Below are 18,956 nucleotides of genomic sequence, written 5' to 3'. Positions count from 1 at the left end.
AGGAACGCGGACGGTAGACCGCTGTTCAGTACGGTGCGGGTAAATATCATTCGTTCAATACCCGTTGTAATGTGGCTGGTCTTGCGACTGGTTTGCCAAATGTGCCGATAAGCGCGAACGTTGCTAAATGCTGAGTTTAGTACCGCCATACTTCATGTTGCAGATGCATTGACTCTCCTGCAACTCGAATTATTGAGTGCATAAAATTAGCCTGGTAATTATTTGGATTTGAAAATAATTAACCACCTCAACAAGAGGTGGTTAGCGCTATGGAAGAGGGATAACTAAAGGGGAAAATCATCAAGCCAGGAATGAAATAATGGCCTGTGCAACCTTCTTTGCGGCTTTTCTATTTTCCAAATCCAGGAAGTGGCCTGCATTTGGTACGGTGCTGAATTGGCAATTACCGATGTAACGTCCCATTTTCTGAATATCTTCAGCTGTTGTGTATTCATCATCTTCGCCATTGAGGAATAGTACCTCTGCGTTAATATTTTTAAAGATATCAATATAATTTTCTTCTTTCAGAGTAAGAACCTGATCAATATGAAAACTGACTTGCTGGAACGCAAATTCATCCAGTGCAGAAAGGTGTTTGAGATTGATATGCTTTAATAATGGCGGTAAAAATTTACCGACCTCCTCATTCAATAATATCGCTGCATCTTCAAACCGCTTGGAGTGAATGCATGTTCTGGCTCGTTCAACATAATTGCGCATTTTGTCGTTGAGATTAGCCGAAAATGAGGCAATGACTGCTTTCTTGATTTGTCCTGGTTTTTTTGACAATGCCAGCAATGACGACAAACCACCCCATGAAATGGAGATAATGTACTGTGGTTCAAGCACTTCGATTAAATTAAGCAGGATATTGACTTCATCATCTTTGGTAATGACATGACTTAAATCATTATGTTCCAGTGACTCACCAAGAAAAGGCAAATCGAAAAGAATAATGTTGAATTTTCCTGAAAGGTTTTTGACGGTATTTTTAAAAGCAGCAGTGGTTGATAATGCACCATTAACCATTATCACAGTTTCATTATCAGGGTTGGATATGTGCTTTTCAACATATACATTCCAGGACTTGTAATTGACAATACTTTTCTCTATAGCCATGATCGATTCCCTTTATTTAAATCTTCCTTGCAGCACAAGGAGACCTTGCGCTAGTTGGATCTAGTACATTACATGAAATTGAATGCTGTTTGACGTAGTTCTGTCTGGATTTAATCGGTATGTGTTATCTTAATTTCCGATCGAAACGAAAGACCCTGCCCTTGATTAACTTAACGGTGAATTTATCACAATGCTTTAGTGAGATAAACGTCACGAAATTTATTCGGATTATTTCTCTTCCCAAAGCCAAATAGAGCATAAAAAGCGTCGCCATAAATAATGTAGCAGTGAAATTATATGGCGTAAAATTAGTGGTACGATGTGTTAACGATGACCGTCGTGGGGATGAGTATGACGGCTGGGCCATGTCGCACCTATCATATGGCATAGGCTTTACATTTCCTTTTGATTTTTATAACTATTTTATGTCTTTTACTATCTTTACAGTGTTGGGCGTTTAATTACTGGCGATGACCGACTACTTTTGTATGGTCAGTAAATTCAAAACAGTTTGATCCATAACGTTTTTGATGACCTTTAAATAAGAGCAGCCAACACATGAAGATGATGACTTTTCTCTCCAGAGTAACTGCTGCCACAGTGTGGGCACTGCTAGTTGCCATATTTCCCGCCGCGGCTCATGCCGAGTCGATTCCGGTGGTTCCCCAGGTTCCCCAACTTGATGCCAAAGCCTTTATTTTGATGGATTATCAAAGTGGTAAGGTTTTGGCAGAGTATCATGCTGATGACCGCCTTGACCCAGCGAGTCTGACCAAAATCATGTCCAGCTATGTAATCGGACAGGCGATAAAGGCTGGAAAGATCCATCCCACTGATATCGTTACTGTGGGTAATGATGCCTGGGCAACCGGCAACCCAGTGTTGCGTGGCTCTTCATTAATGTTTCTCAAGCCAGGAGATCGTGTCCCGGTATCCGAACTGAATAAAGGGATTGTGATTCAATCAGGGAATGACGCCAGTATTGCGTTGGCAGATTATGTGGCCGGTAGCCAGAGCGCGTTCGTTGACCTAATGAATCAGTATGCCAAGTCGCTGGGTATGGTCAATACGCATTTTCTTACCGTACATGGGCTCGATGCTGAAGGGCAGTACAGCACTGCGCGTGACATGGCGCTGTTGAGTCAAGCACTAATCCGTGATGTTCCGGATGAATACGCATTGAATAAGGAGAAGTCGTTTACGTTTAATAAGATCCATCAGTTTAATCGTAACCGTCTGTTATGGAGCACCAACCTGAATGTGGATGGTGTGAAAACCGGACACACCAGTGGTGCCGGGAACAATCTGGTGGCGTCGGCGACGGAGGGGAATATGCGTTTGATCTCGGTGGTGCTGGGAGCACCAACGGACAGTATTCGTTTTCGGGATAGTGAGGAACTATTGACCTGGGGATTCCATTTTTTTGAAACCGTTACGCCTCTTCGTGCCGATACACCTTTCACAACCCAACGAGTATGGTTTGGCACAACTAAAGACGCGCGTTTAAGCACGGCGCAGAATGCGGCACTGACCATTCCAAAAGGACAGATGAAAAATTTGAAAGCCAGTTTTACGCTGAATCAACCTTACTTATCTGCGCCATTGAAGAAAGGCCAGGTGGTTGGCAGTATTGATTTTCAACTGGACGGAAAATCTGTCGCCCAACGGCCGCTGGTGGTGATGGATGATATTCCGGAATCCGGCTTGCTCAGCCGGATATGGGATGAGGTAGTGCTGAAATTTACGCAGTGGTTTGGCGAGCTGTTCAGCTAATGCTGGGTTAATAGCACAATGCCATTATTGCTACAGTAATGGGTGTAATTCTCCGTGGGTTGACGGTCGGTGATCAGCGTATCAAACAGCGAAAAAGGGCCGATACGGGCGGGTTTTCGCTGGTCAAACTTACGGCTGTCAACGACCAGGATTGCACGTTGTGACATCGCCAGTGCCCGTTGCTTCATCGACAATTCAGCAAAGTTAAAGCAGGTTGCACCGACATCCAGATCAATACCGGCCGCGGAAATAAAGGCCTTGTTAGGGCAGATGTGGTCCATGCCGTTGCATTGGCTGAGCGGTGTGAAGATTGCGCTATCGGGATGGAATTCACCGCCACAGAGGATGACTTTGTTATTGGGTTTTTCTTGCAGGGCCAAAAAGGTGTTCAGCGAATAACAAATACTGGTAAAGGGCAATTCATGCGGAATGGCTTCAATAATGTAACTGGTAGTGGTGCCACAGTCGAAGAAGACCGTATCGTTAGCCTCTATCAGTGACGCCGCTATTTCCCCGACGATTCTTTTTTCTGCTGCGTGTTTAGTCTGTTGCTCAGAAACGAAATAGCGGGAGGGACTGTTGTTTTTCAGACCATTGACCACATATCCGCCCAGCAGTAGCACGGAATCTGGTCGGGTATTAAGGTCGCGACGCACCGTCATTTCAGAAACGCCGAGTAACTGGGCCGCATCTTTAAGATGTAATTTGTCTGCTTTTTTCAGAGCCTGGGCCAGTTTATTGATTCGTTTTTCACGCCGCGTTTCCATTTCTTTCCCCGATAAAAAATAAGCCATGTGTTGTTAAACGCAGGATAAGTATTCTCCTTGTTTTACCCGGAAGTTTCACAATATTTCTTTTATAACCTCTCGGGACGGGTTGGCGCAAACGGGGAGTGAAAAAGTTATAACACGTTGAAGTTAATAAGGGATTCTAATTGAGCAGAAAAAGAAAAGGCCCATCGTTCTTGAACCTGAAAGGCGTGAACGATGGGCTCCTCAATATTGAGATTTCAAAGAAAAGCAGTGGCACTTAATCAGACGCCAGCTATCTGGAAAAGTTCAGATAAAACTGAAAAAAATTGACATATTTTTACATTTAACCCCAGCCAGGCAATTCCGGCCAGATAATCACAATCAATGAACCCGCCAATGTCAGTAGTACGTTGGCAATCGCATAGGTGCCAGCATATCCCAGCGCCGGAATATTGCTGCGAGCTGCATCGCTGATAATCTCCATCGCCGGGGCACAGGTACGGGCACCCATGATGGCACCAAACAGCAACGCACGGTTCATCCGCAGAACATAGGCACCAAACAGGAAACAAATCACTACCGGCAGCAAGCTGACCATCAATCCTGAAAACAGCATTTGTACACCTACTTCGCCAAAACTGGTGTTAATGGTGCCGCCGGCGCTCAGGCCGACGCCGGCCATAAATACCATCAGTCCGAACTCTTTCACCATATTCAGCGCCCCTTGTGGGATATAACCGAATGTGGGGTGGTTAGCCCGCAGAAAGCCCAGCAAAATACCGGCGAACAGCAGACCGGCGGCGTTTCCAATACCGAATGAGAAGTTGCTGAACTTGAATGTGACCAGCCCTATCATGATACCGATGATGAAAAAGGCGCAGAATGCCAGTAGATCCGTGACCTGGCTGTGGATAGAAATAAAACCGATACGGTCAGCGATGCTTTTTACGCGACGGGTATCGCCGCTGACTTGCAAAACATCACCTTTATTTAGCACGACGCCATCATCAATCGGCATCTCAATCTGGCTGCGCACGATGCGGTTAAGAAAACAGCCGTGATCGGTCAGTTTAAGCTGGCTGAGTCGTTTACCTACGGCATTGTGGTTTTTCACCACAATTTCTTCAGTAACGATGCGCATATCCAGCAAATCGCGGTCAAAAACTTCTTTGCCATCGCGGAAGTTGGAGTTGAGTCGGGCATGAGAATCCGGGTAGCCCACCAGGGCAATTTCATCACCCAGTTGTAATACGGCATCACCATCCGGGCTGGCCAGAATCCCATTGCGACGAATCCGCTCAATATAGCACCCTGTCTGGCGGTAGATGCCCAGCTCCCGCAGATTTTTGCCATCAGCCCAGGCGACCAGTTCCGGACCAACACGATAAGCACGGATAATTGGCAGATAAATCTTACGTTGACTATCTGGATCCAGGCCTCGCTCCCGAGCGATTTGCTGGGCGCTGGTGGGCAGGTCTTGATGCTGTAGTTTTGGTAGGTAACGGGCACCAAAAATCAAACTGACCAAACCGATTAAGTAGGTAAGCGCATAACCGAGACTCAGGTGTTCCTGTTCGATACCCAGTTGTTGACCAAGACTAGTGGAGTTGCGTAACGTGTCTCCCGCACCGACCAGTACTGGTGTGGATGTCATCGAGCCCGCCAGCATCCCGGCGGTTAACCCGATACCCCAGCCGAAAACCTTACCCAGCAGCAGCGCGATGATTAATGCGCTGACGACCATCACCAGCGCCAGAATGAGATAATTTTTTCCGTCGCGGAAGAATATGGAAAAAAAGTTAGGGCCAGCTTCAACACCGACACAAAAAATAAATAACATAAAACCTAGATTAAGCGCCTCGGTATTAATGGTGAAATGTTGCTGTCCCAGTAATAACGATACAACTAAAACCCCAATAGAATTACCGAGTTGTACAGAACCCAGCCTTAATTTCCCCAGACAAAGTCCTAATGACAGAACCACAAATAAGAGCAGAATGTAATTCCCGTTTAACAAATCAGCGACGTTTATATTCATTGGATGTAACTTGTTGTTTACTAGTAAGTTCTTGATATAAAAAGTGATTAGGGCTAAATTTTCCCTAATCACATGATGTTGGCTATGCCGGTAACACATTATAAAACGCAAAAACCGATCTTATTCAGAGCAATTGTTGGGGCGGTCGCCATTTTAGAGGTTTATTAGTCTGACAACCAGTCGCCGGTGCAGATAAATAGTAATAAGCCTCGCTTCGTACCATATCAGGGATATACATCTATGCCGGTGTTGAATGTCGGAGAACTATTTACCGTCAGGTTGATATGACGTATGTACATGTCGGGAGGCGAAGTATGGCAGGCAATAGAGGTTGGGTGGGCGTCGTCAGCTGTTTCATATTGTTTACCCTTATTTTCCTGAGTCAGAAAATGGTCGTCTCCAGCGTCGCGGGAGAAGCATTACATGGTGATCCCGGAATGCTGTTATTTCTGTTGCCGGGGGTAGTATCCAGCTGTCTTGCTGGAGGTAGACGGTTACGCTATACCTTCATCGGCTCACTGATTGCCTCGCTGATATGTCTGCTTATCCTGCATTTATGGATTGGCTCGGTGATTTCATTCTGGCAAGAACTGGCCTATGTTGCCGGTGCTTTGTTCTGGAGCCTCATGGGGGGATTAATGCTGCTGTTTTTGCACGCAGCGAGTCGGCGTTATTTTCGTTAATGTGTGTCGGTGTAAAACGGGAGTGATGCAACACTGTCGGGAGAGAGAATGATTACCCCAAGGCGGTTCAACGTCTCAGGGCGTTTTTTATTATTAATGAATTTTGTTGCCGTGGGGATTGATCGACTTATGGTTTACCTGAACAGGTTCAAATGTTCTTTAGCGTAAGCTTCAAACTCAGTGCAACCACCAATATGTTTTTCGTCCAGAAAAATCTGCGGCACGGTTTCGACCGGTTTGCCCACAGTTTTGGATAAATCTTCTTTTGAAATGCCTTCTTCACGAATATCAACGTAGCGGAAACGGAAATCATCACGCTCAGTTGAGAGTTTTTCAGCCAGCTCCTTGGCACGAACACAATAAGGACAACCAGGGCGTCCGAAAATAACAGCAAACATGTAAACTCCTTACTTAATTAATCAGTCGCAGTTTCCAGCGGAAACGTTGAATATAATGCTCAAAGCAACGCTAACCGCACGCACTATGCTCGCAACAGGCAACGAAAAAAAGCAGTCACTGCCTGTTGTACTGATTTGCGTTATCTATCAGATACACAGTGAATACCGGTTACAAGTTGTTGGTGTTTTGGATTGACCAACAATACTATTGTCGCCGTCATAATATGACAAAATAGCGGCGTGTGTCTTTTCCATCTCATCTATCGCGGAGTCGGATCAGACGGAATAGCACACGTGGTGAGTGCTGCGGGAAATAAAAATCTTGTTTCGAAGGATATCTATTGTGACGCCAACTATCGATTTATTACGGCAACATCGTTCCATCCGGGCGTTTACTGCACAGCCACTGACGGATGAGCAGCGGGATGCCATCATTGCTGCTGCGCAAAGTGCTTCCAGTTCCAGCTTTCTGCAATGCACTTCCATCATTCGTATTACCGATCATTCTGTGCGTCAAACGTTGGTGCATCTGACTGGTGAACAAGCTTATGTAGGACAGGCCGCTGAATTTTGGGTGTTCTGCGCAGATTTCAATCGTCATCTGCAAATCTTTCCGCAGGCAGAAGTCGGGCTGGCGGAGCAATTGCTATTGGGGTGTGTGGATACGGCGTTAATGGGGCAAAACGCACTGATCGCGGCGGAATCGTTGGGATTGGGTGGTGTGTTCATCGGTGGAATCCGTAACAATATCGCCGATGTTACCCAGTTGCTGGCACTGCCCAAACAGGTATTGCCGTTGTTTGGTCTGTGTCTGGGATATCCGAATGCGCAACCGGCGCTTAAGCCACGGTTGCCCGCTGCACTGGTGGTACATGAAAACACCTATCAGCCAATTGATAGCACCTTGCTGGCACAATATGATCAACATATTGTCGACTACTATCTGCACCGTGACCACTCGCGCAATGAAAGTTGGAGTGACCAGATTCGGCAGACACTGAGCAAAGAACGTCGTCTGTTTATGCTGGACTACTTACACCAACAAGGATGGGCTACCCGGTAGCACAGGAGTCTTATGAAGATTGCCATTCTGTCACGGGACGGTTCCCTTTATTCTTGCGAACGACTACGTGAGGCAGCAACAGAACGCAGGCACAGTATTGAAATTATCGATCCACTATCCTGCTATATGAATATCAATTCGGCGGCACCTTCGGTGCATTATCGCGGACGACAGCTCGACAGATATGATGCCGTTATTCCGCGCATCGGAACGGCTATTACGTTTTACGGCACGGCCGTGTTGCGGCAATTTGAAATGCTGGGCAGTTTTGTGCTGAATAACGCGGTTGCGGTGATCCGTGCCCGGGATAAATTACATTCTCTGCAATTGCTGGCGCGTCAGGGCATTGATTTACCGATCACCGGATTTGCGCATTCGCCGGATGATACTGGCGATTTGATTAAAATGGTCGGCGGCGCGCCGCTGGTGGTCAAGTTGGTGGAAGGCACTCAGGGTATTGGCGTGGTGTTGGCGGAGACGCAACAAGCGGCGGAGAGTGTGATTGATGCTTTTCGCGGATTGAATGCCCATATCCTGGTGCAGGAATATATCCGCGAGGCGGAAGGTAAGGATATCCGTTGTCTGGTGATCGGTGATCGCGTGGTGGCCGCCATTGAACGGCAGGCCAAACCGGGTGATTTTCGGTCCAATTTGCACCGTGGCGGGTCAGCCAATCGGGTTCAAATTAGTTCACAGGAGCGGGCAATTGCGGTGAAGGCTGCAAAAACATTGGGACTGAATGTCGCTGGTGTTGATATACTAAGGGCCAAGCGCGGGCCATTGGTCATGGAAGTGAACGCGTCACCAGGGCTGGAAGGAATAGAAACCACCACCGGGCTGGATATCGCTGGAATGATGATTGAATTCATTGAGCAACATCGCCATGCAGTGTCCCGTTCAGCCGGTAATCGTGTGGTCAATAATAGCCCAAAACCGTATTAGCGCGGTGCTTTTCGATGTTTCCGTCTGTTGACATGGCATCGAGACGTGATATTCCGTAAGCTAGGCGCACTTTTTTGTTTTTCATCGATTGGTTAGTGTATGAGGCAGGTTAATATGGATTCGGTCATCGTCCCTGATTTGAATTTGCTGCGACGGTGGCTGGATCAACTGGGTATTATCTATTTTGAATGTGATTCCTGCCAGGCGTTGCATCTGCCTCATATGCAGAATTTTGATGGTATCTTTGACGCGAAAGTTGATATCGCCGACAGTGTCATCCTGTTTTCTGCGCTGGCAGAAGTGAAACCGACGGCACTGATTCCGCTGGTCGGGGAGCTCAGTCAGATTAACGCCAGTTCATTGACTGCCAAAGTATTCCTTGATATTCAGGACGACAACATGCCCAGACTGATTGTCTGCCAGACGTTCAGCGCCGGAGCAGGTATCACGCTGGAGCAGTTCCGCCACTTTATGCAGCAGGCGGAACAGCAGACCTCAATGGTTATCCTGGAAGCCGGTGCTAATAATCTGCTGTTTTTGAGTGATGATGAAGATACCCCTACTGTCCAGATAAATACCACAAATCTGCATTGATTCCGTTATCTATCAATGACTGTAATCACTTTTTCTTATTTTTATCAGACCCTATTTTATTTCGCTGATAACGTTTAATTGCCAGATATTCATTGGCATTTAAGCGTTACAGACGTAGCTCATAGGCAGAACCTGCATAAATAATCGCTAAAACCCATTTTTTTCATTCAGCTATGGTATGGCTGTATTACTACAGTTATGCTTATTTTTGTATGGGAATGTAACCGCATCGTGTCCACGCCTATACTTGGCAGGATGGATGTCAGTGCATAACCATTCATCGGTCATCGCTGTTATGCTGCTCATTTAGGCAGCGTATGTATGTATTATTGTATCCAGGTGATACAAATCAATCCCTTGATTCACTCCCTGCTATGGAGGAAGGAACGGATGTTCACCCAACGTAAAAAATGGTTATCGGGTGTTGTTGTCAGTGTGCTGATGGCCGCGTCCGTCGCTGCGTCTGCGGAAGAGAAAACGCTACATGTCTACAATTGGTCTGATTATATTGCGCCAGACACGTTGGAGAATTTTCAGAAAGAGACCGGCATAAAAGTCGTCTATGACGTGTTTGACTCCAACGAAGTGTTGGAAGGCAAATTGATGGCGGGGAGCACGGGATTTGACCTGGTTGTGCCATCAGCCAGTTTCATGGAGCGTCAGCTCAGTGCCGGCGTCTTTCAGCCACTGGATAAGAGCAAGCTGCCGAACTACAAAAATCTCGATCCGGAGTTGATGAAACTGATAGAACCGCATGATCCTGGTCACAAATATGCGGTGCCGTATCTGTGGGCAACGACCGGTATCGGCTATAACATCGATAAAGTGAAAGCCGTATTGGGCAAAGATGCCCCGGTTAACAGCTGGGATCTGGTCCTCAAGCCGGAAAATCTGGCAAAACTGAAAAGCTGTGGCGTTTCTTTCCTGGATGCCCCCGAAGAAATTTTTGCTACGGTGTTGAATTATCAGGGCAAAGATCCTAACAGCACGATCGCCAGCGACTACACGCAATCCGCCACTGATTTACTGTTAAAACTGCGTCCCAGCATCCGTTATTTCCACTCTTCCCAGTATATTAATGACCTGGCGAACGGGGATATCTGTGTGGCCATCGGTTGGGCCGGTGATGTGATGCAAGCAGCCAACCGGGCAAAAGAAGCCAAAAACGGCGTCAATATCGGTTACAGCATCCCGAAAGAAGGGGCGTTGGCGTTTTTCGATGTTTTTGCTATGCCAGCTGATGCCAAAAATGTGGATTCAGCCTATAAGTTCCTCAACTATCTGCTGGAACCCAAGGTGATTGCCAATATCAGTAATCACGTGTTCTATGCCAATGTGAACAAGGAATCGCTTCCGTTTGTAAACGATGCGGTGCGTAATAACCCGGGTATTTATCCACCGGCTGATGTACGTGCCAAACTGTTTACGCTGAAAGTTCAGTCACCGAAAATCGATCGAGTACGAACCCGTGCCTGGACTAAAGTAAAAAGCGGTATGTGATTTTTTATTGTGATTGTCATGACTCAACAGGCGGCCAAGACCCGCCTGTTTGTGCTATTTGCGTCGCAGCATTGTGGCTGTGACGTTGTTCTGCTTTTACCGGAGAGCAATATTAAGTGAACGATGTAATTCCCCGCCCTCAGCCTAAACTCCAGAAAGCGGCAATACCGTTGCTGGAAGTTCGCAATCTAACCAAGTTCTATGACGGTCAGGCGGCAGTTGATGATGTCAGTCTGACGATTTACAAGGGGGAAATTTTTGCACTATTAGGCGCGTCAGGATGTGGTAAATCTACACTGCTGCGTATGCTGGCTGGTTTTGAACATCCAACCCAAGGGAAAATCGTTCTGGATGGACAGGATCTTTCTCTGGTGCCGCCATATCAGCGGCCTATCAATATGATGTTTCAGTCCTACGCTCTGTTTCCACATATGACGGTAGAAAAGAACATCGCCTTTGGCCTGAAACAGGACAAGTTATCGCGTTCAGAGATTAAAGATCGCGTGGAAGAGATGCTGACGCTGGTGCATATGCAGGAATATGCCGGGCGTAAACCGCATCAGCTTTCCGGTGGTCAGCGTCAGCGCGTGGCGTTGGCACGCAGTCTGGCGAAACGGCCAAAACTGCTGTTGCTGGATGAACCGATGGGCGCGTTAGATAAAAAACTCCGTGATCGTATGCAACTGGAAGTGGTGGATATTCTGGAGCGGGTGGGCGTGACCTGTGTCATGGTGACACATGACCAGGAAGAGGCGATGACCATGGCGGGCCGAATTGCCATCATGAATCGCGGCAAGTTTGTGCAGATCGGTGAGCCGGAAGAGATATACGAGCACCCGAATACCTGTTTCAGCGCGGAATTTATCGGTTCGGTGAACATGTTTGAAGGGTTGTTGCAAGAACGCCGGGATGATGCACTGATCGTCCAAAGCCCCGGATTGATTCATCCCCTCAAGGTTGATTCCGATGTGTCCGTTGTGGATGGTGTGCCGGTTTTTATTGCCTTGCGCCCGGAAAAAATCATGCTGTGTGACGACGCTCCGGCCGACGGCTGTAATTTCGCGGTGGGTGAGGTAGTACACATTGCCTATTTGGGTGATCTTTCCATTTATCACGTCCGGCTCAGTAGTGGCCAGATTATCAGTGCTCAACTGCAAAATACTTATCGTTATCGCAAAGGTGCGCCAACCTGGGGAGATGAAGTGCATCTCTGTTGGGATGCGGATAGTTGTGTGGTGCTGACGGTATAGTGGGAGGAGTAGTGTGATGGCAATGTTATCTGAGCAACAGGAACCACCGGACCACAGAGTCGGGGCGGTTCGTACCGCATTGACGCACTGGCGCATGGCGCATGGCCGCAAGCTGGTGATCGCGCTGCCGTATCTGTGGTTACTGCTGCTGTTTATGCTGCCGTTCCTGATTGTTTTCAAAATCAGTCTGGCAGAGATGGCCCGTGCGGTGCCACCGTATACTGATTTACTCTCCTGGGTGGACGATAAGCTGGATCTTTCGCTCAATATTGGCAACTACCTGCAATTATTGTCGGATCCGCTATACATCGACTCGTATCTGCAATCGCTCAGGGTGGCGGCAGTTTCCACGCTTTGCTGTCTGCTGGTGGGATATCCGCTGGCCTGGGCGGTAGCGCACAGTAAACCGGCAACACGCAATATTCTGTTGCTGTTGGTGATCCTGCCCTCATGGACCTCTTTTCTGATCCGCGTTTATGCCTGGATGGGGATTCTTAAAAATAACGGAATTCTGAATAATTTCCTGCTGTGGCTGGGGGTGATAGATCATCCTCTGGTGATTCTGCATACCAATCTGGCGGTTTATATCGGCGTAGTCTATTCCTACTTGCCGTTTATGGTGCTGCCCATTTATACCGCGCTGACACGGCTGGATTACTCTCTGGTGGAAGCGTCGCTCGATCTGGGTGCCAGACCGGTGAAAACCTTTTTCAGTGTCATTGTGCCGCTGACCAAAGGGGGCATTATCGCTGGTTCTATGTTGGTGTTTATTCCGGCTGTGGGCGAATATGTGATCCCGGAACTGCTGGGTGGCCCAGACAGTATCATGATTGGCCGTATCCTGTGGCAGGAGTTCTTTAATAACCGTGACTGGCCGGTTGCCTCGGCCGTGGCGATCGTCATGTTGGTATTGCTGATTATGCCCATCATGTGGTTCCACAAGTATCAGAACAAGGAAACGGAGGATCAGGGATGAACAACTTACCGGTGGTGCGTTCGCCGTGGCGGATTCTGATTCTGGTGCTCGGGTTTACCTTTCTGTATGCGCCAATGCTGATGCTGGTTATCTATTCGTTTAACAGCTCCAAGCTGGTGACGGTATGGGCCGGAGTGTCAACACGCTGGTACAGCGCGTTATTCGAAGACACGGCGATGATCAACGCGGTGATATTGAGTTTGACTATCGGCGCGGCGGCGGCATCAATGGCGGTAGTGATTGGTACGCTGGCTGCGGTGGTGATGGTCCGTTTTGGCCATTTCCGTGGTTCAACCGGTTTTGCCTTTATGCTGACCGCACCGTTGGTCATGCCGGATGTGATCACCGGTTTATCGCTGTTACTGCTGTTCGTCGCGTTGGGGCACGCTATTGGCTGGCCGGCTGAGCGTGGCATGTTGACTATCTGGTTGGCACATGTCACGTTCTGTTCAGCTTATGTGACCGTGGTTATCAGCGCCCGGTTACGCGAGTTGGATCACTCGATTGAAGAGGCCGCCATGGATTTGGGAGCAACGCCACTGAAAGTGTTCTTTATCATCACTGTACCGATGATTGCGCCAGCGCTGATTTCCGGCTGGTTGCTGGCCTTTACCTTGTCACTGGATGACCTGGTGATCGCCAGTTTTGTGTCGGGCCCCGGCGCGACAACGTTGCCGATGTTGGTCTTTTCCAGTGTGAGAATGGGTGTTAATCCACAAATTAATGCGTTGGCTTCTTTGATATTATTAGTCGTCGGTATTATTGGCTTTATTGCGTGGTGGTTTATGGCTCGGGCAGAAAAGCAGCGTCAGCGGGATTTACAAAAAGCGAGGCGAGGCTGATCGCCAATCGTTTTTCTGTCTGGATTTTGCCAATGTTAACAACGCCGCCATAATGTCTGGTGGCGTCGTTGTATCAGGGAGATTGCGACTATTCTGTACAGTAAAAAGGGCATGGGGCGTGGTATGCGTGCGCCGGTTGCGGTTATGGTCGCGGGGACGGCAATTATTGCCACTCGCTGCGTGAGTGTTTTCCTGATCGTAGGTGAACTGGGACTGAGCGGACTGCTCGGCTGGTTAAAACACAGTGCTGAAACCTGGGATTCTACCCTGATGTTGCTAGCGGCGGTGCTGGTGATCTGTGTTGAGATTCGTTGTGGATTCGCCGTTCTGGCCGGAATTAACTGGGGACGCTGGTGCTATCTGGCGTGTCAGTGTCTGGTCACGTTGTCGATGGCTATCGCGTTACTGGCCGATGTTTTACCGCCAATATTTCATTTTCATGGTGATGGACATGCGGCGATGCTGAATCAGTTATTATTGCAGAAAGTGCCTGATTTTCTGGTGATTCTGCTGTTGTTTATTCCCCGTCGCAGCCAACGGTTTTTTCTGCGGCAGAAATAACTTTTCTCTGTCCGGGTGGTACAATCGGCCCCCCATTTTCCTTTATAGGTTTCAGACTCAACGCTATGCAGTGCGCACGCTACAACGAAGGAACCTGCCGTTCCTGCCAATGGCTGGAAAAACCCTACCCACAGCAACTGGCGGATAAACAGCAACATTTGGCGGAGTTACTGGCTTCACATCCGGTTCGTGAGTGGTTGCCGGCCTATGCGTCGAAACCGTCTGCCTTTCGCAATAAGGCCAAAATGGTGGTCAGCGGCAGTGTGGAACGACCATTATTGGGAATGCTGCACCGTGATGGATCGGCCGTGGATCTGTGTGATTGTCCGCTCTATCCGCCTGGCTTCGCCACGGTGTTTGCTGTTCTGAAAACATTTATCGCCCGCGCGGGTCTGACGCCCTATAACGTGGCCCGGCGTCGTGGTGAACTTAAATACCTGTTGCTGACGCAAAGTACCTTCAGTGGCGCGTTTATGCTGCGCATTGTATTACGTTCGGAAACCAAACTGACGCAGTTGCAGAATGCATTACCCTGGTTACAACAGCAATTGCCGCAACTGTTAGTGATTTCCGCCAATATCCAGCCGGTTCATCAGGCCATTATGGAAGGGGCGCGGGAGATCCCATTGAGTGAGCAGCAAACGCTGGAAGAGCAATTCAATCAGGTGCCGCTCTATATCCGTCCCCAGAGCTTTTTCCAGACCAATCCCCAGGTTGCCGCCGCGCTTTATGACACTGCCCGGCATTGGGTGGCGGAGTTGAATGTGCGTAGCCTGTGGGATCTATTTTGTGGTGTGGGAGGATTCGGCCTGCATTGCGCGACACAACATACCCGCCTGACTGGCATTGAAATCAATGCCGAGGCGATTGCCTGCGCCCGCCATTCGGCGGAACGTCTGGGATTGGCAGCCGTTGAGTTTCAAGCTCTGGACTCAACCGGGTTCGCTATCGGCAAAGAGGATGTGCCGGATCTGGTGATTGTTAATCCGCCGCGACGGGGTATTGGCGTCGAGTTGTGTCAGTATCTGAGCCGTATGGCGCCGGATGCCATTCTGTACTCAAGTTGCAATGCGCAAACCATGGCGAAGGATATGGCGATGCTGGCGGATTATCAGGCAGTACGGATACAACTGTTCGATATGTTCCCACATACGGCACATTATGAAGTCCTTACACTGCTGCAACGAAATGCGCCAGCAGTGTAAGAGGATGGTGTGACAGGGTATCGCCTCAAGAGAGATTACTGTTGCGGGAACCATTTGTCGTTGATGGTTTTGTAGGTACCATTGGCTTTAATGGCCTCCAGCGCCTGGTTAAGCTTTTTCAGTAACGCCTGGTTTTCCGGGCGCACCGCAATACCCAGGCCGATACCGAAATAATCAGGATCGGTTATCTTTTTCCCCACGGTCGCCAGTTCCGGGTTATTTTTGATCCACGCATTCACCACGGCCGTATCGCCAAAGACCCCATCCAGCCGACCATTTTTCAGATCCAGTACCGCATTCTGGTAGCTGTCATACGCGACGGTCTGCACTTCAGGGTGCTGGTCATGCATATACTTCTGATGGGTGGTGCCATTTTCCATGCCGATACGCTTACCCTTCATATCCGCGAGAGAGTGGTATTTGCCTTTCTGGGCGATGACGATAGCCGAATTGGCATAGTAAGGCTGAGTGAACGCTACCTGCCTGGCGCGTTCCGGCGTGATGTCCATCCCGGAAATGACCGCATCATAACGACGGAATTTCAGCGCCGGGATCAGACTGTCAAACGCCTGATTAGTGAAAGTACAACTGGCCTGCATCTGGTGGCACAGTGCTTTAGCTAAATCCATGTCAAAGCCAACAATTTCGTTATTGGCCACCAGAGATTCAAACGGCGGATAGGTGGCTGATGTGGCGAACCGAATGGTGTCTGCCGCGCTGGCGCTGAATGCCATCCCTGCCAGTAACGTAGCTGCCAGTAATTTTTTCATGTGGTTACTCCAGATCATTTTATTGTTTTTAGGTTGCTGTTTTCAGGCGCGGATACCTCCGGCTCAGTGATAATTACTTTGCCTCTTAATGAATTTATATGCAAATAAAATGATTATAAATTCTTAATTATATTGATCGCAGGCAAGAAAGAAGAACCGCCGTCAGGTTTTAGATGGGCTGGATAATATAAGTAACTGCCTATAAATAAACTATAAAATAAATAATCTTCTGCTATTTATTCTTGGCGGCGACGATTTTTCATTACGAATGGAGTAGGGCGTGACATGCATAAAAAACGCTCAGCGTAGAGGTCTTGCGGCTGAGCGTTATGGTTATCGGGTCAATAGATCAATCATGAATTCCGGCGTTCAAACATCAGTGCCTGGCGCTCAATCAAACGCATCATCAGCGTGAGCAGTCCATTGACACACAGATAAATGATCCCGGCGGCACCGAAGACCATCACGTCATAGGTGCGACCGTACATCAACTGGCTGTAGCCCATCACTTCCATCAGCGTAATAGTAAACGCCAGCGAGGTGCTCTTGAAGACCAGCACTACCTCGTTGGAATAGGATGAAAGGGCGCGTTTGAAAGCGAACGGTAGCAGAATGCGCATCGTCTGACGTTGATTCATCCCCAGCGCGGCGCAGGATTGCCACTGCCCGGCGGGAATAGCCCTTACCGCACCATAAAACAGTTGGGTGGTATAGGCGGCACTGTTTAACGCCAGCGCGCTCATGGCGCATAGCCATGGTTGAGAGAGCAGGTTCCACAGCCAGGGAATCTGTTTTATCGTGTCAAACTGACCGGGGCCGTAGTAAATCAGGAATATCTGTACCAGCAGCGGTGTACCGGTGAATAACGTGATGTAGCCTTTTGCCAACGGCGCCAGCAGCGGTGTTTTCAGCGTCAGGATAACGGTGAGCAGCAGTGATAATAACAGTGCCACAATTAACGCCACGACGGTTAAGGTCAGGCTGGTGTGCAGCCCTTTCAGGAGATCCGGAATATAGGCGAGCATCAGGATGGCCTCCGTTCAAACCGGGTGGTGCGGGCTTCTATCCGTTGTAGCACCGCCTGACTCAGTAACGTGATCACCAGATAGATGCCAGCGGCAATCATATACCAGGTAAACGGTTCTTGAGTACGGGAGGCAATGCTTTTGGTTTGCAACATCAGATCATTAACGCTGATCAGCGACACCAGTGCCGTATCCTTCAGCAGCACCAGCCATTGGTTGCCTAATCCCGGCAGCGCGTGGCGCCACATCTGCGGCATAATCAGGCGTCGGAAGATTACCGCTTTACTCATTCCCAGCGCCTGGCCGGATTCCCATTGACCGCGGGGTACCGCTTTTAATGCGCCACGCAGTGTCTGTGACGCATAAGCGGCATAAAGCAGCGCCAGTGCAATCACACCGCACAGGAATGGGCTAACCTCAAAGCTTGCGATATTCAGTTTCACCGGGATCTGGAACAGATACAGATTAATCGTGAAGCCATCTGATAAGGTTAACAGCAGTTGCGATGAGCCAAAATAGATAAACAGCACCACCAGAATTTCCGGCAGTCCACGGATTAAGGTCACCAGTGCGGTACCGAGCCAGCTTACCACCTGCCAGCGTGCGGTTTCCCACAGGGCAAACAGCATGGCGAGGATCAGACCAAGCACCAATGCACAAACGGCGAGGCCGACGGTCATCCCGGCGGCGCTCGCTAAAGGTTGAAATTCAATCATTAGGTGTCAGATTACTGATGGAACCATTTTTGATAGATAGTCTGGTAAGTACCATTCTGCTTGATTTTGCTCAGCGCATCGTTGAATTGCTTCAGCAGAAGATCATTATTCTGGCGTACCGCAATCCCCAGCCCTTCGCCGAAGTAGTCTTTGTCGGTCACGTTGTCACCGACTGAAGTCAGGTTCTGGTTCTGTTTCAGCCATTCGGCCACCGCTGCGGTGTCACCGAATACGGCATCCAGACGGCCATTTTTCAGGTCGAGCACGGCGTTCTGATAGCTGTCGTAAGGTACGGTAATGATATCTTTATGTTTATCCATCAGATATTTTTGATGGGTACTCCCATTTTGTACGCCAACACGTTTACCTTTCAGTGCCGCGATGTCGGCAATAGTGCCTTTTCGGGCGATGAACAAGGCTGAGTTATCATAATATGGCTGAGTGAACCAAACTTGCTTCTGACGTTCCGGCGTGATGTCCATCCCGGCGATAACGGCTTCGTAACGGCGGAATTTCAGTCCGGGGATCAGACTGTCAAAAGCCTGATTGCTGAAAGTGCAGGTAGCCTTAATCTCTTTACACAGGGCGTTGGCCAGGTCGATATCGAAACCCTGAATCTGATTGCTGGCATCCACGAACTCAAACGGAGGATAAGAAGCTTCGGTAGCAAAACGGATAGTTTCAGCCGCGCTGGCAGAAACACTCATTCCAGCGAACAGTGCAGCAACGAGTAATTTTTTCATTGTATG

At 48.7% G+C, this 18,956-nt stretch carries 19 protein-coding genes; 11 read left to right on the top strand and 8 right to left on the bottom strand.

The window, feature by feature from the left end:
* Positions 1 to 300 precede the first annotated feature (300 nt).
* On the bottom strand, positions 301 to 1,119 hold the full coding sequence (locus CWC46_RS16010; RefSeq protein ID WP_021015545.1) for an alpha/beta fold hydrolase: 819 nt from the start codon (positions 1,117 to 1,119) through the stop codon (positions 301 to 303).
* 558 nt (positions 1,120 to 1,677) lie between these two features.
* Between CWC46_RS16010 and CWC46_RS16005 the strand changes: the two genes are divergently transcribed.
* Positions 1,678 to 2,892, top strand: coding sequence for a serine hydrolase (locus tag CWC46_RS16005; RefSeq protein WP_021015546.1), 1,215 nt, complete (start codon positions 1,678 to 1,680; stop codon positions 2,890 to 2,892).
* On the opposite strand, the gene deoR is transcribed toward CWC46_RS16005, so the two are convergent.
* Positions 2,889 to 3,659, bottom strand: coding sequence for a DNA-binding transcriptional repressor DeoR (deoR, locus tag CWC46_RS16000; protein WP_021015547.1), 771 nt, complete (start codon positions 3,657 to 3,659; stop codon positions 2,889 to 2,891). The two genes, CWC46_RS16005 and deoR, sit on opposite strands and share 4 nt — an antisense overlap.
* 328 nt (positions 3,660 to 3,987) lie before the next feature.
* Positions 3,988 to 5,682: an aspartate:alanine antiporter gene (locus CWC46_RS15995; RefSeq protein WP_037380855.1), complete on the bottom strand. Its 1,695-nt coding sequence runs from the start codon at positions 5,680 to 5,682 to the stop codon at positions 3,988 to 3,990.
* A gap of 314 nt (positions 5,683 to 5,996) precedes the next feature.
* Here CWC46_RS15995 and ybjM point away from each other — a divergent pair, with 314 nt between their 5' ends.
* Positions 5,997 to 6,365, top strand: coding sequence for an inner membrane protein YbjM (ybjM, locus tag CWC46_RS15990; protein ID WP_021015549.1), 369 nt, complete (start codon positions 5,997 to 5,999; stop codon positions 6,363 to 6,365).
* A 134-nt stretch (positions 6,366 to 6,499) separates the two neighbouring features.
* On the opposite strand, the gene CWC46_RS15985 is transcribed toward ybjM, so the two are convergent.
* Positions 6,500 to 6,763, bottom strand: a complete 264-nt coding sequence (locus CWC46_RS15985) for a GrxA family glutaredoxin (RefSeq protein ID WP_021015550.1) — start codon at positions 6,761 to 6,763, stop codon at positions 6,500 to 6,502.
* Between the two features lie 343 nt (positions 6,764 to 7,106).
* On the opposite strand from CWC46_RS15985, the gene nfsA reads away from it, so the two are divergent.
* The 9 genes from nfsA to rlmC all read left to right on the top strand — a co-directional run bounded on the left by nfsA (position 7,107) and on the right by rlmC (position 15,696).
* The gene (nfsA, locus tag CWC46_RS15980; protein ID WP_021015551.1) at positions 7,107 to 7,826 is read left to right on the top strand and encodes an oxygen-insensitive NADPH nitroreductase; all 720 of its coding nucleotides are present in this window, start codon (positions 7,107 to 7,109) and stop codon (positions 7,824 to 7,826) included.
* A gap of 12 nt (positions 7,827 to 7,838) precedes the next feature.
* Positions 7,839 to 8,768, top strand: a complete 930-nt coding sequence (gene rimK, locus CWC46_RS15975) for a 30S ribosomal protein S6--L-glutamate ligase (protein WP_021015552.1) — start codon at positions 7,839 to 7,841, stop codon at positions 8,766 to 8,768.
* Positions 8,769 to 8,882: 114 nt separating this feature from the next.
* Positions 8,883 to 9,362: a YbjN domain-containing protein gene (locus CWC46_RS15970; protein ID WP_021015553.1), complete on the top strand. Its 480-nt coding sequence runs from the start codon at positions 8,883 to 8,885 to the stop codon at positions 9,360 to 9,362.
* A 390-nt stretch (positions 9,363 to 9,752) separates the two neighbouring features.
* The gene (gene potF, locus CWC46_RS15965) at positions 9,753 to 10,862 is read left to right on the top strand and encodes a spermidine/putrescine ABC transporter substrate-binding protein PotF (protein ID WP_021015554.1); all 1,110 of its coding nucleotides are present in this window, start codon (positions 9,753 to 9,755) and stop codon (positions 10,860 to 10,862) included.
* A 116-nt stretch (positions 10,863 to 10,978) separates the two neighbouring features.
* Positions 10,979 to 12,112 carry a putrescine ABC transporter ATP-binding subunit PotG gene (gene potG / locus CWC46_RS15960; RefSeq protein ID WP_021015555.1) on the top strand — a complete coding sequence of 378 codons (1,134 nt, stop codon included), beginning with the start codon at positions 10,979 to 10,981 and terminating at the stop codon, positions 12,110 to 12,112.
* Between the two features lie 16 nt (positions 12,113 to 12,128).
* A complete protein-coding gene (gene potH / locus CWC46_RS15955) occupies positions 12,129 to 13,088 on the top strand; it encodes a putrescine ABC transporter permease PotH (RefSeq protein ID WP_021015556.1) in 960 nt (319 codons plus the stop codon).
* The gene (gene potI / locus CWC46_RS15950) at positions 13,085 to 13,930 is read left to right on the top strand and encodes a putrescine ABC transporter permease PotI (protein ID WP_021015557.1); all 846 of its coding nucleotides are present in this window, start codon (positions 13,085 to 13,087) and stop codon (positions 13,928 to 13,930) included. Before potH ends, potI begins: the two co-directional genes overlap by 4 nt.
* Positions 13,931 to 14,053: 123 nt before the next feature.
* Positions 14,054 to 14,491 (top strand): YbjO family protein, encoded by a 438-nt coding sequence (locus CWC46_RS15945; RefSeq protein ID WP_021015558.1) that lies wholly within the window; start codon positions 14,054 to 14,056, stop codon positions 14,489 to 14,491.
* 65 nt (positions 14,492 to 14,556) lie between these two features.
* On the top strand, positions 14,557 to 15,696 hold the full coding sequence (rlmC, locus tag CWC46_RS15940) for a 23S rRNA (uracil(747)-C(5))-methyltransferase RlmC (RefSeq protein WP_021015559.1): 1,140 nt from the start codon (positions 14,557 to 14,559) through the stop codon (positions 15,694 to 15,696).
* A 35-nt stretch (positions 15,697 to 15,731) separates the two neighbouring features.
* Here the strand turns inward: rlmC and CWC46_RS15935 are convergent, their stop codons facing one another.
* The 4 genes from CWC46_RS15935 to artJ all read right to left on the bottom strand — a co-directional run bounded on the left by CWC46_RS15935 (position 15,732) and on the right by artJ (position 18,950).
* Positions 15,732 to 16,466 carry an arginine ABC transporter substrate-binding protein gene (locus CWC46_RS15935; protein ID WP_021015560.1) on the bottom strand — a complete coding sequence of 245 codons (735 nt, stop codon included), beginning with the start codon at positions 16,464 to 16,466 and terminating at the stop codon, positions 15,732 to 15,734.
* 353 nt (positions 16,467 to 16,819) lie between these two features.
* Positions 16,820 to 17,491, bottom strand: a complete 672-nt coding sequence (gene artM, locus CWC46_RS15930) for an arginine ABC transporter permease ArtM (protein ID WP_021015561.1) — start codon at positions 17,489 to 17,491, stop codon at positions 16,820 to 16,822.
* Positions 17,491 to 18,207 (bottom strand): arginine ABC transporter permease ArtQ, encoded by a 717-nt coding sequence (gene artQ / locus CWC46_RS15925; RefSeq protein ID WP_037380860.1) that lies wholly within the window; start codon positions 18,205 to 18,207, stop codon positions 17,491 to 17,493. Before artQ ends, artM begins: the two co-directional genes overlap by 1 nt.
* A gap of 11 nt (positions 18,208 to 18,218) precedes the next feature.
* Positions 18,219 to 18,950 (bottom strand): arginine ABC transporter substrate-binding protein, encoded by a 732-nt coding sequence (gene artJ, locus CWC46_RS15920; RefSeq protein ID WP_021015563.1) that lies wholly within the window; start codon positions 18,948 to 18,950, stop codon positions 18,219 to 18,221.
* Between the last annotated feature and the right edge of the window lie 6 nt (positions 18,951 to 18,956).

Source organism: Prodigiosinella confusarubida, assembly GCF_002847015.1.
Taxonomy (GTDB): domain Bacteria; phylum Pseudomonadota; class Gammaproteobacteria; order Enterobacterales; family Enterobacteriaceae; genus Prodigiosinella; species Prodigiosinella aquatilis.
The sequence above is the reverse complement of the archived record's forward strand: the minus strand, read 5'-3'. Positions and strand labels throughout refer to the sequence as shown.

Excerpts from the sequence above, each read along its gene's own strand:
- CWC46_RS16010 (WP_021015545.1), bottom strand. The coding sequence starts at position 1,119 with ATGGCTATAGAGAAAAGTATTGTCAATTACAAGTCCTGGAATGTATAT.
- CWC46_RS16005 (WP_021015546.1), top strand. The coding sequence starts at position 1,678 with ATGAAGATGATGACTTTTCTCTCCAGAGTAACTGCTGCCACAGTGTGG.
- deoR (WP_021015547.1), bottom strand. The coding sequence starts at position 3,659 with ATGGAAACGCGGCGTGAAAAACGAATCAATAAACTGGCCCAGGCTCTG.
- CWC46_RS15995 (WP_037380855.1), bottom strand. The coding sequence starts at position 5,682 with ATGAATATAAACGTCGCTGATTTGTTAAACGGGAATTACATTCTGCTC.
- ybjM (WP_021015549.1), top strand. The coding sequence starts at position 5,997 with ATGGCAGGCAATAGAGGTTGGGTGGGCGTCGTCAGCTGTTTCATATTG.
- CWC46_RS15985 (WP_021015550.1), bottom strand. The coding sequence starts at position 6,763 with ATGTTTGCTGTTATTTTCGGACGCCCTGGTTGTCCTTATTGTGTTCGT.
- rimK (WP_021015552.1), top strand. The coding sequence starts at position 7,839 with ATGAAGATTGCCATTCTGTCACGGGACGGTTCCCTTTATTCTTGCGAA.
- CWC46_RS15970 (WP_021015553.1), top strand. The coding sequence starts at position 8,883 with ATGGATTCGGTCATCGTCCCTGATTTGAATTTGCTGCGACGGTGGCTG.
- potF (WP_021015554.1), top strand. The coding sequence starts at position 9,753 with ATGTTCACCCAACGTAAAAAATGGTTATCGGGTGTTGTTGTCAGTGTG.
- potH (WP_021015556.1), top strand. The coding sequence starts at position 12,129 with ATGGCAATGTTATCTGAGCAACAGGAACCACCGGACCACAGAGTCGGG.
- potI (WP_021015557.1), top strand. The coding sequence starts at position 13,085 with ATGAACAACTTACCGGTGGTGCGTTCGCCGTGGCGGATTCTGATTCTG.
- CWC46_RS15945 (WP_021015558.1), top strand. The coding sequence starts at position 14,054 with ATGCGTGCGCCGGTTGCGGTTATGGTCGCGGGGACGGCAATTATTGCC.
- rlmC (WP_021015559.1), top strand. The coding sequence starts at position 14,557 with ATGCAGTGCGCACGCTACAACGAAGGAACCTGCCGTTCCTGCCAATGG.
- CWC46_RS15935 (WP_021015560.1), bottom strand. The coding sequence starts at position 16,466 with ATGAAAAAATTACTGGCAGCTACGTTACTGGCAGGGATGGCATTCAGC.
- artM (WP_021015561.1), bottom strand. The coding sequence starts at position 17,491 with ATGCTCGCCTATATTCCGGATCTCCTGAAAGGGCTGCACACCAGCCTG.
- artQ (WP_037380860.1), bottom strand. The coding sequence starts at position 18,207 with ATGATTGAATTTCAACCTTTAGCGAGCGCCGCCGGGATGACCGTCGGC.
- artJ (WP_021015563.1), bottom strand. The coding sequence starts at position 18,950 with ATGAAAAAATTACTCGTTGCTGCACTGTTCGCTGGAATGAGTGTTTCT.